This window comes from Nonomuraea sp. CX421 (assembly GCF_059358955.1).
On the sequence record NZ_JCADBK010000044.1, the window covers coordinates 1 to 14,682 of the forward strand.

The 14,682-nt window shown below is 69.7% G+C and carries 12 protein-coding genes; 6 read left to right on the forward strand and 6 right to left on the reverse strand.

Annotation, left to right across the window (positions count from 1 at the left end; all coding sequences use genetic code 11):
- Positions 1–29: 29 nt before the first annotated feature.
- A complete protein-coding gene (locus AC5L3X_RS38730) occupies positions 30–632 on the reverse strand; it encodes a hypothetical protein (protein ID WP_494863737.1) in 603 nt (200 codons plus the stop codon).
- Positions 633–2,138: 1,506 nt separating this feature from the next.
- Between AC5L3X_RS38730 and AC5L3X_RS38735 the strand changes: the two genes are divergently transcribed.
- Positions 2,139–2,450 (forward strand): hypothetical protein, encoded by a 312-nt coding sequence (locus AC5L3X_RS38735; protein WP_494863739.1) that lies wholly within the window; start codon positions 2,139–2,141, stop codon positions 2,448–2,450.
- A 760-nt stretch (positions 2,451–3,210) separates the two neighbouring features.
- Here AC5L3X_RS38735 and uvrB read toward each other — a convergent pair.
- From uvrB to AC5L3X_RS38760, 5 genes are read right to left on the reverse strand one after another with little or no spacing between them, the layout of a single operon-like run.
- Positions 3,211–5,319, reverse strand: coding sequence for an excinuclease ABC subunit UvrB (uvrB, locus tag AC5L3X_RS38740; RefSeq protein WP_494863741.1), 2,109 nt, complete (start codon positions 5,317–5,319; stop codon positions 3,211–3,213).
- A 35-nt stretch (positions 5,320–5,354) separates the two neighbouring features.
- Positions 5,355–7,004: an OmpA family protein gene (locus tag AC5L3X_RS38745; RefSeq protein WP_494863743.1), complete on the reverse strand. Its 1,650-nt coding sequence runs from the start codon at positions 7,002–7,004 to the stop codon at positions 5,355–5,357.
- Between the two features lie 23 nt (positions 7,005–7,027).
- Positions 7,028–7,261, reverse strand: a complete 234-nt coding sequence (locus tag AC5L3X_RS38750) for a helix-turn-helix transcriptional regulator (RefSeq protein ID WP_494863744.1) — start codon at positions 7,259–7,261, stop codon at positions 7,028–7,030.
- Positions 7,262–7,275: 14 nt separating this feature from the next.
- Entirely contained in the window at positions 7,276–8,130 is an 855-nt protein-coding gene (locus tag AC5L3X_RS38755) for an ABC transporter permease (protein WP_494863745.1), read from the reverse strand.
- Positions 8,127–9,044 carry an ABC transporter ATP-binding protein gene (locus tag AC5L3X_RS38760; RefSeq protein ID WP_494863746.1) on the reverse strand — a complete coding sequence of 306 codons (918 nt, stop codon included), beginning with the start codon at positions 9,042–9,044 and terminating at the stop codon, positions 8,127–8,129. The genes AC5L3X_RS38755 and AC5L3X_RS38760 overlap by 4 nt, the downstream gene beginning before the upstream one ends.
- A gap of 139 nt (positions 9,045–9,183) precedes the next feature.
- Here AC5L3X_RS38760 and AC5L3X_RS38765 point away from each other — a divergent pair, with 139 nt between their 5' ends.
- From AC5L3X_RS38765 to AC5L3X_RS38785, 5 genes are all read left to right on the forward strand, one after another.
- A complete protein-coding gene (locus AC5L3X_RS38765) occupies positions 9,184–10,776 on the forward strand; it encodes an SPFH domain-containing protein (RefSeq protein WP_494863747.1) in 1,593 nt (530 codons plus the stop codon).
- Positions 10,773–12,005 carry an SPFH domain-containing protein gene (locus AC5L3X_RS38770; RefSeq protein ID WP_189126565.1) on the forward strand — a complete coding sequence of 411 codons (1,233 nt, stop codon included), beginning with the start codon at positions 10,773–10,775 and terminating at the stop codon, positions 12,003–12,005. The genes AC5L3X_RS38765 and AC5L3X_RS38770 overlap by 4 nt, the downstream gene beginning before the upstream one ends.
- A 9-nt stretch (positions 12,006–12,014) precedes the next feature.
- Positions 12,015–12,788, forward strand: coding sequence for a sporulation protein (locus AC5L3X_RS38775; protein WP_494863749.1), 774 nt, complete (start codon positions 12,015–12,017; stop codon positions 12,786–12,788).
- Between the two features lie 139 nt (positions 12,789–12,927).
- The gene (locus AC5L3X_RS38780; protein WP_494863750.1) at positions 12,928–13,968 is read left to right on the forward strand and encodes a hypothetical protein; all 1,041 of its coding nucleotides are present in this window, start codon (positions 12,928–12,930) and stop codon (positions 13,966–13,968) included.
- Positions 13,965–14,582 (forward strand): hypothetical protein, encoded by a 618-nt coding sequence (locus tag AC5L3X_RS38785; protein WP_494863751.1) that lies wholly within the window; start codon positions 13,965–13,967, stop codon positions 14,580–14,582. The genes AC5L3X_RS38780 and AC5L3X_RS38785 overlap by 4 nt, the downstream gene beginning before the upstream one ends.
- Positions 14,583–14,682 lie beyond the last annotated feature (100 nt).

Sequence of the window (14,682 nt, forward strand, 5' to 3'; positions counted from 1 at the left end):
CTACGTAGCCCGCGAGCTCTATCGACTCATCACATCAAACGATCAAGAACACGTCGCTTGACATCCATAGGAGCATCCCCGCCCCACCCGTCATAGACGGCGGCCGTGAGCTCGTCGATGCCGGCGCCCTTGTTGTAAAGGGCTTTCGTCGCCTGCACCTGTTTCACCGTGGGAAGCAGCCCTTCCAGCAGCACCGGCAACGACAGCCGGCGCAGCAGCAACTCCCCCTCCGAGATCCCGTACGGCCTGCGCACCACGGACACGTTGACCCTGAGCGCGTGCTCGTTGCCCGGCGGCACTCCCGGGCGGTCGATCTCGATCGCCACGTACCTGAAGCCGTTGGCCAGATCGCACCCGGTGCAGCCCGCCGGGCCCCGGCTCAGCCTGCCGCCGCACTCGGCGCAGGTCAGCCGGTCGTAGGCGGCGTCGACGACCCGCCACAGATGCTTGTCCGGCTCGTCGACGACCATCTCCGCGAGGTCCCGCTCTTCGGCCGCGCTCGCCCCGGCGAACTCCCCCGCCACGAATTCCCGCCACCCCGCCTCGACGAGTTCGTCGACCACGGACGCGCAGTCGGCGCAGCCGGGGGCTCCGGCCGGTTCCCAGCCCCCACACGCTTCACAACGCCGCATACCTGGCACCGTAGCCTGGCCCGGCTTGGCCCTTCACCTCCTTAATCGGCGACCCCTCCGTGCCCTGCCTGGGTTCGCCGGGTTGCCGCCGCCCACCTCCGAGCCGTGGGCGCGCGAGACCGGGCTGACCTGCACGCCCGCCCCCTTTGACCAACCTGACCGTCCGTACACCTTGGCCGCCGCTGGGCTGCTCCGGGTCGACCCAGAGGCCGCAGATCTGAGCTGGCCTGAGCTGGCCTAGGTGGCTGCAGGTCTGCGCTGGCCTGGGCCGCCTCTGGTCTGGGTTGGTCTGGGTGGCCGCGGAGGCGGGTGGGCGTTCCGGCCGACCGCGATTGCCTGGGGTCTGGTGTTTTTCGCCTTCGGCGTTGTTGCGGGCGCGGGGTACTTGGCACGGTCTTAAGTCGGCCGGAACGCCCACCCGCCTCCGCTTCACTGCCCCCGCCGTCCTGTCTGCCCGCCGCAGAACGGGCCGGGGTCCGTCGCCTGGCTTCTCGCCGATGCTGAAGCGCCCGTTTCCGGCCCTTGGCCTGCTCGCCGTAGCTGAAGCCGTCACTTGCCGGCGCAGTGCGGGCTGGGCGCCGTAGCTGTGGCTCTTGCGCTCGCGGGCCTGGCCGCACTACTTGGCGACGGCTGTCGCTTGTCGGCGCAGTGCGGGCTGGGCGCCGTAGCTGTGGCTCTTGCGCTCGCGGGCCTGGCCGCACTACTTGGCGACGGCTGTCGCTTGTCGGCGCAGTGCGGGCTGGGCGCCGTAGCTGTGGCTCTTGCGCTCGCGGGCCTGGCCGCACTACTTGGCGACGGCTGTCGCTTGCCGGCGCAGTGCGGGCTGGGCGCCGTAGCCGTGGCTCTTGCATTCACGGACCTGGCCCGCTTCGTGGCAGCGGACAGGCCGCCGTCGCACGGGCGGATCTGGCCGATGCCGCGGCAGGTGTGACGGTGGAGGCTCCCGCTCATGCGGGGCGCATCTACGAACTCATCGGTGAGTAGCCCATCGGCGGCACCGATCTGGCCCGCGCGCACGGCCCGCATGTCACCTATGAGCCGGAGACCCTCGCCCAGGCCCGTATGTGTATTGCCGCTTCCGGCGCTGAGTCGTTCCAAGTGCGATGTTGGTGGGCACCTACTCCGCCATCGCGGCCGGCCTCATGTCCCGTACCGGCGGTGACCTGCGTCAGCTGCTGGATCGCACACCCCGCTCCGCGCTCGCAGCAGCCCTCGAATAGCCCACACCGCACCAGTCCGCGCCGCCAGGAAATGCCATGCCCTGCGCAGCCGCTTCGGTGGTGGTGGAACTTGTCGAGTCGGTGTGTCCGTGCCCGCACAGGTCTCGGCAGGCACTCCCGCCCCGTATCGAGGGGCGGTAGGTGCGCGTCGCAGTAGTGGCCTCCGTATCCGGAGTCGTCTGGTCGCACCATGCGATCGCCGTGTAGGTGGCGGGCACGGTCTTCGCCGAGATCTCGCCGTCCCGGTCGGTCGACTCCGGGCGGATCCGGATGTGAACCGCACCGGGTGCGCGGCTGCCTGACCCGCGGGGACATCCCGAACTTCTGGCTGCGGACAGCCGACGAGATCGGGCACGCTTGCGTGACCACCGAGTCCTACACCCGGCGGCCACCGCTGGAGACCAGGGAGTGGGAGGAGGTGGTCGAGGTCGCCTACGAAAGCCCGACCGGTTCGCTGACACCTGTCGATGGCAGGGGAATCACGTTGCCCAAGCTGACGACCAGCGGCCCCGGGGCCTACCGGGTGCGGGTTCACTGCGCGGTCGTGATCTCGTCTACCAGGTCCCCTACCCTCCGGATGGCGCTGTGGAGCTGCTGATCATGGTGTTCCCCGGCGAGCGGAAGGAGCCGACCGTACACCGGTGACGTCGTGCTTAGAAGGCGTCACCGGATAAGCAGGCAGGGCATGCAGCGGGTTGCGGGATAGCCTTCGTCGTCTGGCATGGCGATCGGGATCTCTGCCCGAGGTAGGCCGCGATCGATGGGTCCGACTCAGGGACCCTTTCCAAGGTCCAGCGACACATCAACGGATTCAAGCCGTAAGGGCGTCGCCAAGTAGTGCGGCCAGGCCCGCGAGCGCAAGAGCCACAGCTACGGCGCCCAGCCCGCACTGCGCCGGCAAGTGACGGCTTCAGCTACGGCGAGCAGGCCAAGGGCCGGAAACGGGCGCTTCAGCATCGGCGAGAAGCCAGGCGACGGACCCCGGCCCGTTCTGCGGCGGGCAGACAGGACGGCGGGGGCAGTGAAGCGGAGGCGGGTGGGCGTTCCGGCCGACTTAAGACCGTGCCAAGTACCCCGCGCCCGCAACAACGCCGAAGGCGAAAAACACCAGACCCCAGGCAATCGCGGTCGGCCGGAACGCCCACCCGCCTCCGCGGCCACCCAGACCAACCCAGACCAGAGGCGGCCCAGGCCAGCGCAGACCTGCAGCCACCCAGGCCAGCTCAGACCTGCAGCCACCAAGGTCAGCGCAGACCTGCGGCGATCCAGGTCAGTTCAGGCCAGGGGCGGCCAGACGAGGGGCGGCCCAGCCCACCCCAGAGCCCCGGCCAGGCGGCAACCCTCGGATGGAGGGCGAACTACTTGACCCCGGCCTCGCGCATGTCTCGAAGCTCCCGCTTGAGCTCCTTGATCTCGTCACGGAGCCGAGCCGCCACTTCGAACTGAAGGTCGGCAGCCGCCTGATGCATCTGCTCGGTCAACGAATCGATCAAGGATTCCATCTGCGCCCGGGGCAGCTCGCCCGCGATCGCCTTGGCGTGAGCCCCGGCCTGCTTGGCCGCGAACCCCGGCACCGGAGCCTTGCCGCGGGACTGGGACCTGCCTCCGCCGAGCAGCCGGTCGGTGTCGGCGTCCTCACGCTGCAACGAGTCGAGGATGTCGGCGATCTTCTTGCGCAACGGCTGCGGATCGATCCCGTTGGCCTCGTTGTAGGCGATCTGTTTGGCCCGCCGCCGGTTGGTCTCGTCGATGGCCCGCTCCATCGACGGCGTGATCTTGTCGGCGTACATGTGCACCTGGCCGGAGACGTTTCGGGCGGCTCGTCCGATGGTCTGGATCAGGGAGGTGTCCGACCGGAGGAAGCCCTCCTTGTCGGCGTCAAGGATGGCGACCAGGGAGACCTCGGGCAGGTCGAGCCCCTCGCGCAGCAGGTTGATGCCGACGAGCACGTCGAACTCACCGCCGCGAAGCTCGCGCAGCAGCTCGATGCGGCGCAACGTGTCGACCTCGCTGTGCAGGTAGCGGACCCGGATGCCGAGCTCCAGGAGGTAGTCGGTGAGGTCTTCGGACATCTTCTTGGTCAACGTGGTGACCAGCACCCGCTCGTCGCGCTCGGCCCGCTCGCGGATCTCGTGGACGAGGTCGTCGATCTGGCCCTTGGTCGGCTTGACGACCACCTCGGGGTCGACCAGCCCGGTGGGCCGGATGACCTGCTCGACGACGTCGCCCTTGGCGCGGCCCAGCTCGTAGGGGCCGGGGGTGGCGGACAGGTAGACGGTCTGGCCGATGCGCTCGAGGAACTCCTCCCACTTCAGCGGCCGGTTGTCGAGCGCGGAGGGCAGCCGGAAGCCGTGGTCGACGAGGGTGCGCTTGCGGGAGGCGTCGCCTTCGTACATGGCGCCGATCTGCGGCACAGTCTGGTGGGACTCGTCGAGCACCAGCAGGAAGTCTTCGGGGAAGTAGTCGAGCAGGGTGTTGGGCGCGCTGCCGGCGGCCCGGCCGTCCATGTGGCGCGAGTAGTTTTCGATGCCGGAGCAGGTGCCGATCTGGCGCATCATCTCGATGTCGTAGGTGGTGCGCATGCGCAGCCGCTGCGCCTCCAGTAGCTTGCCCTGCCGCTCGAACTCGGCGAGCCGCTCGGTCAGCTCCGCCTCGATGCCGGCCACGGCCGTGGCCATCCGCTGCTCGCCCGCCACGTAGTGGGAGGCGGGGAAGATGTAGAGCTCTTCGTCCTCGGTGATCACTTCGCCGGTCAGCGGGTGCATGGTGGAGAGCTTCTCGATCTCGTCGCCGAACATCTCGATGCGTACGGCCAGCTCTTCGTACTTGGGGATGATCTCGATCGTGTCGCCGCGGACCCGGAAGGTGCCCCGGGTGAAGGCGAGGTCGTTGCGGGTGTACTGCATGTCGACGAGGCGGCGCAGCAACTGGTCGCGGTCGACGTCCATGCCGACGCGGAGGCGGGCCATGCGGTCGACGTATTCCTGGGGCGTGCCGAGGCCGTAGATGCAGGACACGGAGGCGACCACGATGGTGTCGCGGCGGGTCAGCAGCGCGTTGGTGGCGGAGTGGCGCAGCCGCTCGACCTCGTCGTTGATCGAGGAGTCCTTCTCGATGTAGGTGTCGCTCTGCGGAACGTAGGCCTCGGGCTGGTAGTAGTCGTAGTAGCTGACGAAGTATTCGACCGCGTTGTTGGGCAGCATCTCGCGCAGCTCGTTGGCGAACTGGGCGGCGAGCGTCTTGTTGGGCTGCATGACGAGCGCGGGGCGTTGCAGCCGCTCGATGAGCCAGGCGACGGTGGCCGTCTTGCCCGTGCCGGTGGCGCCCAGCAGGACATTGTCCTTGGCCCCGGCCTTGACGCGGCGCTCCAGCTCTGCGATGGCCGTCGGCTGGTCTCCGGACGGACTCATCTCGGTGACCACCTCGAAGGGCGCCACCTTCCGCTGCAAATCTGTGACCGGTCGCATGCTGCCCACTGTAGGCGGCGTCACCGACAGAAACGTCACCCGCTGACGGGCACGGCCTTCATCGGGGTGAACCCGAACAGGTTGACGTCGACGCTGGTCACCTCGGCGGGCGGCGCGGTCATGAGCACGAACATCCGGATGTGCTCCCCGGGCCCGACCTTGGTCAGGATGGGCGTCGAGCAGACGCAGCGTTCCGGGTGGCGGTCCCCGGCCGTCGCCAACGGGAAGTAGCGTGTCCCGGCGGCGTCGGTCAGCGCGACCCAGAAGAAGTCGATCTTAACCTCGGTGACGGACCCGAACTCCTTCAGATCCCGGTCCCAGGCGCCGTTCTCCAGACGGACCGGACCGCCTTCGCCCGTATGGCGGAAGTCGACGGTGGCGATGACCGTCTTGTCGCTGAGCCGGCGCAGTTCCAGGAGATCGGCGGCCAGCCCGGTCAGCTCGCGTTGCCCGATGGCGGAGGCGACGGCCGGGCCCGGCGTCGCGAAGGCGCGGGTGGTGGAGCCAGTGGTGGAGCCGGTGGAGCCGGTGGAGGGGTCCGGAGTGGCCTCCGGGGCGGTCTGGGCCGCGACAGCGCGCTCCCGCTCGAACGTCACCTGGACCCGCCGGTTGCGGGCACGGGCCTGGTCGGAGTCGTCCTTGTCGACCGGCTCGTCCTCGCCCCTGCCCTCGGTACGGAATCTCGCGTCCGGAACGAGGGCGGCGAGCGCGCCCTCCACGGCCTTCGCGCGGCGCAGGGACAGGGCGAGGTTGTAGCGGTCGGCGCCGACGTCGTCGGTGTGGCCGACGATCCGTACGGCGCCTTTGGCCTCGGCGTCGATCCGGTCGGCGGTGCGGCGCAGCGTCTCGCGGGCCTGCGAGGTGAGCGTCGCCTTGTCGAAGGCGAACAGGACGTCGGTGTTGAGCGCGATCTCGACCTGCTTGTCGGACTCGGCGACCGAGGAGGTGGTGCCGGACAGCTGGGTGGCGAGCGGAACGGTGGTGGGAAAGGCCGCGGCGATGGCCGTGGCGTCGGGCTCGTCGTCCAGCCGGGCGCCGGTGCCCGCGGGGCTGATCGGCAGGGGCGCGGTCAGGCCCGCATGATGGAAGCCGACCGCCACGCTGGTCGTCTCTGGCGGGACCCGGTAGACCGCCCACAGCTGGGCGGGCGCGCCGGGCGTGGCCTTGGCGAAGAATTCCGGATAGCTGCACAGGCAGGGGGCCCGGGTGTCGGTGTTCTCCTTGCGCATCGGGTAGTACGCGGTCAGGCGCGGATGGTCCAGCAGGTAGAAGCCGGAGAAGGCGCGGGTGAAGTCGTAGAGCGTGGTCCCGGGCAGGCCGGAGGCCCTGAAGCCCTCCAGCCTGACCATGCCGGTGTCGGTGCTGATCCTGAAGCGGGCGGTGACCGAGGTGGCGGTGGTGCGCTCCAGGCCGATCACCTCGATCTTGGCGTGGCCGTGATCGTCGTCGTGGCCGTCGCCGTACAGGGTGGCCAGGGCGGGCCCTGCGGCCGTTTCGGTGGTTCCGGCGGGCGTGGAGGCCGCGGGGCTGACGGAGACGGGGGGCGCCGGGGAGTCCGTGGGCGGCGCGGTGACGGCTGCCGTGGGCGGCCCGGAACGCGCGGCCGGAAGGGGCACGAGCCCGCATCCGCCGAGGAGTGACGCGGCGATGACGATCCTCGCCACCGAACCGTACCTGAAGGTCATAGATCGCTATTTATACCGACATGTCAGGCAGTTCGCTCGCCGATCTTCGGAAACGGGGTCGTGGAGAAGACCACCTCGACCGGCACGTCGAAATGGTCGGCGATGCGCAGCGCGAGGTAGAGGCTCGGGCTGTATTCGCCGCGTTCGAGGTAGCCGATCGTCTGGTAGTGCACTCCCAGCGCGTCGGCGAGCTGCCTGCGGGTCACGCCGCGTTCGGCGCGCAGCAGCGCGATGCGGTTGTAGACGGTCTCACTCATCGCCGTACATCTTCTCAGCCGATGCGCTGCAGCGCCCTGTCGCGGCGTGCCTGCACGGCCGAGCCCGATTCGCGCCTGGCCATCCGGCGCAGCACCGGCGGCGCGATCAGCAGCCCGGCGACCGACCACGCGATCAGCACCGCCATTGTCATCCCCGGCCGCCACGAGCCGCCGATCTCCACGGCCGCGGCCGAATCGGGCAGCAGCGCGGAGCGCATGCCGAGCCCCAGCCAGTACATCGGGAACACGTGCGCCACGGCCTGCAGCCAGCCGGCCAGGGCGGAGATGGGATAGAAGATCCCGGAGACGGCGGTGAGACCGCCTATGGTGACCATGGACAGTCCGGCGGCGGCCTGCGGGCTGGTGGCCAGCGAGCCGATGATCGCGCCCAGCGGCAGCGTGGACAGCAGGCCCAGCAGGGCGACCCAGGCGACGGTCAGCCAGGCGCCGAGCCCCGCGCCGGCCAGGTCGGGCACCAGGAACAATCCGGCGACCAGGATCATCAGCAGGCTGCCGATGGCCATGAGCGACACCGACACCACCCGGCCGACGAGGTAGCCGATCATGCCCTGCGGCAGCGCCTTCGCCCGCAGGAGCGTACCGTCCTCGCGTTCGATGGCCAGCGAACCGACCGCCCCGAGCAGTCCGTTGGCGCCGATCATCAGGCCGAGCATGCCGGGCAGCGTGACCATCGCGAGCGGCATGGCCGAGCCGGGCGCCGTCGCGTCGCGCTGGAAGTAGAGCACCACGATGAAGGCGCCGGCGGTGACCAGCGCGAAGCCGATGTCCTGGGAGGCGACCAGCGCGTGCTTGAACTCTGTCCATCCACGCGTGATCCCGAGCCTGACGGCGTGCGGTATGGGGTTCAACTCTCGTGTCTCCTCACGATGGCCATGTAGGTGTCCTCCAGCGTGGCGCGGCGGACCTCCAGGTCGCCGATCTCCTCGCCGTACTGCTCGAACAGGCCGCGTACGAAGCCGGTGGCGTCCTCGGTGGCGTGTACGTAGTGCTCGCCCGCACGGCTCCAGCGCACCTGCGCGTCGCGGGACACCTCGCGCGCCAGCCGGTCGGGGCTGCCGTCGGCGACGATCCTGCCGCCGGCCAGGATGAGGATGCGGTCGGCGAGCTTCTCCGCCTCGTCGAGGTCGTGCGTGGTGAGCAGGATCGTGGTCTCGTCCAGGTCGGAGAGCCGGTGGACGAGGTCGTGGAAGTCGCGGCGGGCCTGCGGGTCGAAGCCCGCGGTGGGCTCGTCGAGGAACAGCACCTCCGGCCGCCCGACGATGCCGATGGCGACGTCGAGGCGGCGGCGCTGGCCGCCGGAGAGCCGGGCCACCCGCTGGTCGACCTGCTCCGTGAGGCCGACCGCCTCGATCAGCTCCTCGACGCCGAAGGGGCGGCTCCTGCCGGCGGTGGAATAGGGCTTGTAGTAGGCGCCGAGGTGCTCCAGCAGCTCGCGCACCCGCCAGCGGCCGTGATCGCGCCACGACTGCAGGACCACGCCGATCCGGGCCCGCCACCGCTCGTCGCCCGAGGCGGGATCGACGCCGAGCACTCGCACCCGGCCCGCCGAGGGCACGCGGAAACCCTCCAGGATCTCGATGGTGGTGGTCTTGCCCGCGCCGTTGGGGCCGAGCAACACGACCACCTCACCCGCCGCCACCGCGAAGCCGACGCCCCGCAGCACCTCCTTCGGCCCGTAGGCCATGCGCAGGTCGCCGACCTGGATCGCGGTGGCGTCGCCTGGGGCGTCGACGTGGCCCTCAAGCTCGCTCAATGCGCTCATCCATCCTCCAGATAGTAGGACTACTACATTCATAGCATGTCTACTATCGAACGCAATAGACCTGTGACCCGTACTGCAAGCGAACAGCAAGCCGTACCCGATACGGTCGAAATCGCCTGTAGCGGAAAAGGAAGGTGTTATGTCACGCCCCAGAGAGGCATTCATCCAGGCAGGTCAGGGTCTGGCGCAGGCCGTCATGCAGGGTGGTGACGTACGGCAGGCGGTGGGCCACGCCGTCGGCCAGACGATGGGCCACCCCGGGCAGGCTCCGGGATTCGCGCTGAACCCGCACGACTTCGCGGCGGCCCGCGACGGCGGCGTCTCGATCGGCACGCTGATCGAGGCCAGGACCGCGTCGCTGGGCGAGGCCGGCGAGATCATCAACCGCAGCTTCGCCGAGAACGGCATGCACGTCATCTCGCCCGTGGTGATCCCCAAGGGCAGCACCGCCAAGGTGATCGTGCCGCTCGGGATCCTGGTCGTGCTGGGCCTCATCGGCGCGCTCGGCAACGTGATCCCCAACACCGACCTGTTCTTCGGCCCGCACTACTGGATCGTCCTGGTGTTGGCGGCCGCGTTCCTGTGGTGGCGGCGCAGCGTGGTCATGGTGCCCGAGGGCTGCAAGGCGCTGATCACGAAGTTCGGCAAGCTCGTGCACATCGCCGACCCGGGCAGGGTGACGCTGTTCAACCCGTGGAAGCGGGTCAGCTACATCGTCAACACCACCCGCGAGTACCCCTTCAACGCCCCCATCCGCGAGGCGCCGACCCAGCAGGGCGTCAAGGCCAGCGTCGACCTGTTCCTGCAGTTCAGGATCGAGAACCCGGCCGAGTTCATCTTCGTGCTCGGCTCGGTCAGCGGCTTCCAGTCCAAACTGCAGAACGCCATCAGCGAGGTCACCCGCTCCCTCATCTACGCCCAGCGGGCCGAGGACATCTACGACCTGGTGGGCGAGAGCACGCACGGCATGCTGGAGAGCCTCAACCAGCAGTTCCTGCCCGCCGTTCGGCTCACCGACGTGAACATCACGCACGCCGAGCCGTCCAGCCAGGAGTACCGGATGGACCTCGCGGCGCCCGAGATGGTGCGGGTGGCCAAGGAGGCCTACACCTACGAGTACGAGCTGCAGCTGCGCAAGGAGCAGAACGAGGGCGACCTGGTCAAGGAGCTGGCCGGGCTGCAGGAGACGCTGAGCGCCATCCAGGCGGAGATCGCCGGCTACCAGGCCCGCATGGACACCGCCCTCGAACGGGCCGAGCACCAGGCCAAGGCGCAGGCCGGACAGCGCCTGGTCGAGGCCGAGTCCACGGCCAGGGCCAACTCGGCGCTGCTGGAGGCCCAGGCGCTGGACATCCGGGCGCTCAGCGCCGCCGAGGCCCCGGAGATCCTCGAGTACCGCTTCCAGCAGGACCTGCTCAACAAGCTGGAGTCGGTGTCGAACCGGCTGCCGCAGGTCGTGCAGGTGGGCGAGCAGACCGACATCGACTTCCTGGCGCTGGCCCAGCAACTGGTCGGCGGGAAGGGGGCGGCGCTCTTCTCTCCCGAGGACATGGCCGCCATCCGCTCCCGGCTGTCCGAGATCGGCAAGCGCGTGGACGACCGCGAGGCGGAGATCACCGCGCTGCTCAGGAAGGTCGCCGCGGAGGTCACCGAGGCCCCCGCGGTCGAAGCGGTGACGACGGCCGCGGCGGGGCCGGACAGCGTACAGAATGTGGAGCGTGAGGTTCGATGAGCGGCCGTGAGTTCTCGAAGATCAAGGAGTCTCTGGCCTCCTGGTCCGACATCCGCCAGCTGCTGCGCGGCGGCGAGCAGGGCCAGCTCGTGCCGGTGGTCATCCCCAAGGACAGGCGCGGTTTCGCCTGGATGGCGCTGGTGTTCGTGGGCGTCTACTTCGCCGGGATGGCCGCGCTGACCGACCTCACCCTGCTGGCCGCGCCGGCGGCGCTGTTCTTCCTGGTCGTGGCGATGATCTGGATGTGGCGCCGGGCCATCATCGAGATCGAGGAGGGCACCACCGGCGTGCGGAGCCGCTGGGGCGCGATCACCGGCACGCTGCCGCCCGGCCGCCACTACCTGTGGGTGCCGTGGGACCGGGTCGACGCCGTGGTCGACACCTCGACCGAGATCCCCTACTCGGCGCCCATCGTGGCCTGCCCGACGGCCGAGAACGTGCCGCTGAAGTCGATCGAGTTCTTCCTCAAGTTCCGCATCGTCGATCCGGTGGCGTTCGTCCGCACGATCGGCGCGGGCAACTTCGACCTGGTCCTGTCGAGCGCCGTCCAGGACGCGATCAGGCAGCGCAGCCGCCGGGTCAACACCGAGCGGGCCTACGACCTGCGCGGCTCCGACGTGGGCGACATGCAGGAGGCGCTCAACCGCCAGCTCGGCCGCTACGGCGTGCGCGTCACCGGCGCCAACATCCCCGACGTGCAGCTGCCCGACCAGTACCAACAGCACCTGGCCACCCGCGAGAAGGTCGCCAAGGAGCTGTCGGCGTACGAGCGCGAGTGGGAGCTGACCCGCAAGCGCCGCATCGACACCCTGCTCATGGAGATCGAGCGCTCCAAGAAGACCCGCGACGCCCGCGTCGTCGAGGTCAAAGCCGCGCACAACACCGCCCGCAAGGACGTGGCGCGGATGCTCGAGGAGCAGGAGACCGAGGCCCAGCGGGTGCGCTGGGAGATCGAGGCTCGCGGCCGCGCCGAGCTGACCGCGGCCGAGAACGAGGCCAAGGCGCTGCGCCGGCTGGCCGAGTCCTACCGTGACAACCGGGCCGTGCTGCACTACGAGCTGGCCCGGCGGCGTCTCGATGTGGGCGCCAAACTGGCGGAGAACGCCCCGCAACCCCTGGTGGTGCGCACCCAGCAGGGCGCGGGCGACTCCGCGCTGTCCACCCTCCTCCTGGCCCAGTTGCTCCCTCGCATCTCGGGCCACACCAACGGCGAGGCACCAACCTCATAGGAGAACCCCATGGTGTTCCGCAAGCTGATGGCCGCGTTCGGCGCGGGCGTCGAGGTAGACACTGTGCTGACGAGCACCGGCGTCCGGCCGGGTGAGCGGTTGCGCGGCATGGTCAACTTCCGCGGCGGCGGCTCCGACTACAAGGTCGAGGGCATCTTCCTCGACCTGACGGCGGTGGTCGAGGTCGAACAGGGCGACCACGAGTACAAAACGTCCTACAGCTTCCTGCGCCAGCAGGTGGCGGGGTCGTTCCAGCTGGCAGCGGGCGCGCAGCACAGCCAGCCGTTCGAGATCCCGATCCCCTGGGAGACGCCGATCAGCGCCATCGGCGGTCAGCCGCTGCGCGGCATGCGGCTGGGCGTGCAGACCGAGCTGGCGCTGGCCGGCGCCCTGGACAAGGGCGATCTCGACCCGTTGTTCGTCAGCCCGCTGCCCGCGCAGGAGCACGTCCTCGGCGCGCTCGACCGGCTCGGCTTCCAGTTCAAGAAGGCCGACCTGGAGCGGGGCACGCTGTACGGCTCGACGATGCCGTTCTTCCAGGAGATCGAGTACTACGCGGGCGGCCAGTGGCGGCGCCACTTCAACGAGCTGGAGCTGACGTTCCTCGCCGGGCCTCAGCAGATGGACGTCATCCTGGAGGCCGACAAGCGGGGCGGCTTCCTGACCTCCGGCCACGACGCCCTCAACCGCTTCACGGTCCGCTACGACGCGGGCCCCGGCTCGGCCGACGAGGCACTGGGGCGCGCCCTGCAGCAGATGGCGCGCCGCCGCGGCTGGTTCTGACCGGCCGGCCGCCGACAGTCACGACCGCCGATCCTGTCCTGGGGGTCGGCGGTCCGTATCCCTGCGTGCGCTGGTGATCGCAGGGCGCGCTCGTTACCATGACGTGGGGACTGACTGATCGTCGGGATGCGGGGCGAAGATGGCACGGTTCATGGCGACGGTGCGCGGGGTCGCGCCATGGGCCGCCCAGAACGCCGACGGCGCGATCGCGCTCGGGCTGGCCATCGTGGTGGGCGTGCTCGGCGTCATGCCCGAGGACATCTTCGGCGCCGACGGCGTCGACGTGCAGCGTCAGCTCGTCAGCGCGGCCACCCTGGTGATCCTGGCGCTGGTGGCCACCGCGCTGCTGCGCGACCGCGCCCGTCAGGCGCCCGTCGAGGCGACGATCACCTCGGGCGCCCTCGCCGACCTGCCGCAACGCCTGCGGCGCCTCGACGAGATCGACACCCTGGTGGCCGGCACCCGCAAGGCGCTCGACTCGCTCCAGCTGGTCCGCGTGCTGGGCAGCCGTCAGGAGATCGCGCAGGCGCACGCCGAGGCCCGCAAGGACACGACGCGGTGGAGTTTCAAGGGCGGCACCGGCACCTATCTGCGGGCCGTCACCCTGCCCGAGTGCGCCGCCGCCGCGCGCCGGGTCAAGCGCCATCTGACCGTACGGATCGAGGTCATCGACCCGTCCAACGCCGAGGTGTGCGAGACGTACGCCCACTACCGGCGCTCGCTGTCCGACGTCCCCGACGGCACCGGCGAGACGTGGACCACCGACCGGGTCCGCAAGGAGTCGTTCGCCACGATCCTGGCGGCGTTCTGGCACCGCCAGCGCTACGGCCTGCTCGACATCGGAGTGGGGTTGTCGGCGACGATGACCACGTTCCGCTGGGACCTGTCGGCCTCCCGGCTGATCATGACGGTCGAGGACCCCAATCGGGCGATGACGGCGCTGGCCGGCACGTTCTTCTACGAAAACTGCGACACGGAGTTGCGGCTCAGCTTCGAGCAGGCGCGCCAGGTGCCTCTGGAGATGTACAAGCGGGTGCCGCTGAGCGACGAGCCGACGGTCGAAGAGGTGCAGGAGCTGTTCGAGAGGATCGGGGTGCCGTTGCCCAGGGCCTACAACGAACACGACGTCGTCGACATCGCGCGTAAGGCGTTACGCGCCGTCAATCCGTATAAATCATGAGTTATCACGGCGTCTTCCAGCAGGTCACCGCGGGGCGGGGCAGGTCGTGGGCGCTGCGAGCGATCTCCGGAGGCGACGTCACGGCCGTGCGCCACCCGCTCGGGTTCGTCTGCATGCCACTCGAACGCGACGGCGGCGACGGGGTCTGCCTGCACCTGTGGTCCGACTCGCTCGCCCACGCGCGCAGCACGACCTCGCAGATCCACTGCCACAGCTGGGACCTGTTCAGCCACGTGCTCTACGGTCAGGTGCGCAACGTGCACGCCGTCGTCACCGACACCGGGCGCGACGCGACGCACCGCGTGTTCGAGGTGGTCAGCGGCGCCGACGGCGACCGCATCTCCCCCACCCCGCGCACCGTGCGACACGCCATCGGCCTGGTCGAGGTGTTCGGCGCGGGCGACAGCTATACGCTGCCCGCGGACCGGTTCCACAGCAGTGTGGTGCCGGAGGGCGGCGAGGCGGCGACCATCGCGCTCGGCAGGAGCCGCCCGGGCAGCCGCGACCTGTCGCTCGGCCCGCTCGGCGCGCGCGGGCACCACGTGTCCAGGGAGCCGCTCGACGCCGAGGAGACGGCGCTCGCCGTCGGCCTGATAGCCGCCCACCTGACCTGAGGGGTGCCACGTGACTCCTCCGTTCCCTGAAGGGAGCGGCTTCTCGCTAAGCCGCTTCCGCAGCGTCGCGAAGGGCAAGCCCCGCCCTGAGGATGTTGAC

Coding starts and splice junctions, on each gene's coding strand:
- AC5L3X_RS38750 (WP_494863744.1), bottom strand. CDS start 7,261: ATGAGTGAGACCGTCTACAACCGCATCGCGCTGCTGCGCGCCGAACGC.
- AC5L3X_RS38730 (WP_494863737.1), bottom strand. CDS start 632: ATGCGGCGTTGTGAAGCGTGTGGGGGCTGGGAACCGGCCGGAGCCCCC.
- AC5L3X_RS38775 (WP_494863749.1), top strand. CDS start 12,015: ATGGTGTTCCGCAAGCTGATGGCCGCGTTCGGCGCGGGCGTCGAGGTA.
- AC5L3X_RS38760 (WP_494863746.1), bottom strand. CDS start 9,044: ATGAGCGCATTGAGCGAGCTTGAGGGCCACGTCGACGCCCCAGGCGAC.
- uvrB (WP_494863741.1), bottom strand. CDS start 5,319: ATGCGACCGGTCACAGATTTGCAGCGGAAGGTGGCGCCCTTCGAGGTG.
- AC5L3X_RS38770 (WP_189126565.1), top strand. CDS start 10,773: ATGAGCGGCCGTGAGTTCTCGAAGATCAAGGAGTCTCTGGCCTCCTGG.
- AC5L3X_RS38745 (WP_494863743.1), bottom strand. CDS start 7,004: ATGACCTTCAGGTACGGTTCGGTGGCGAGGATCGTCATCGCCGCGTCA.
- AC5L3X_RS38765 (WP_494863747.1), top strand. CDS start 9,184: ATGTCACGCCCCAGAGAGGCATTCATCCAGGCAGGTCAGGGTCTGGCG.
- AC5L3X_RS38780 (WP_494863750.1), top strand. CDS start 12,928: ATGGCACGGTTCATGGCGACGGTGCGCGGGGTCGCGCCATGGGCCGCC.
- AC5L3X_RS38785 (WP_494863751.1), top strand. CDS start 13,965: ATGAGTTATCACGGCGTCTTCCAGCAGGTCACCGCGGGGCGGGGCAGG.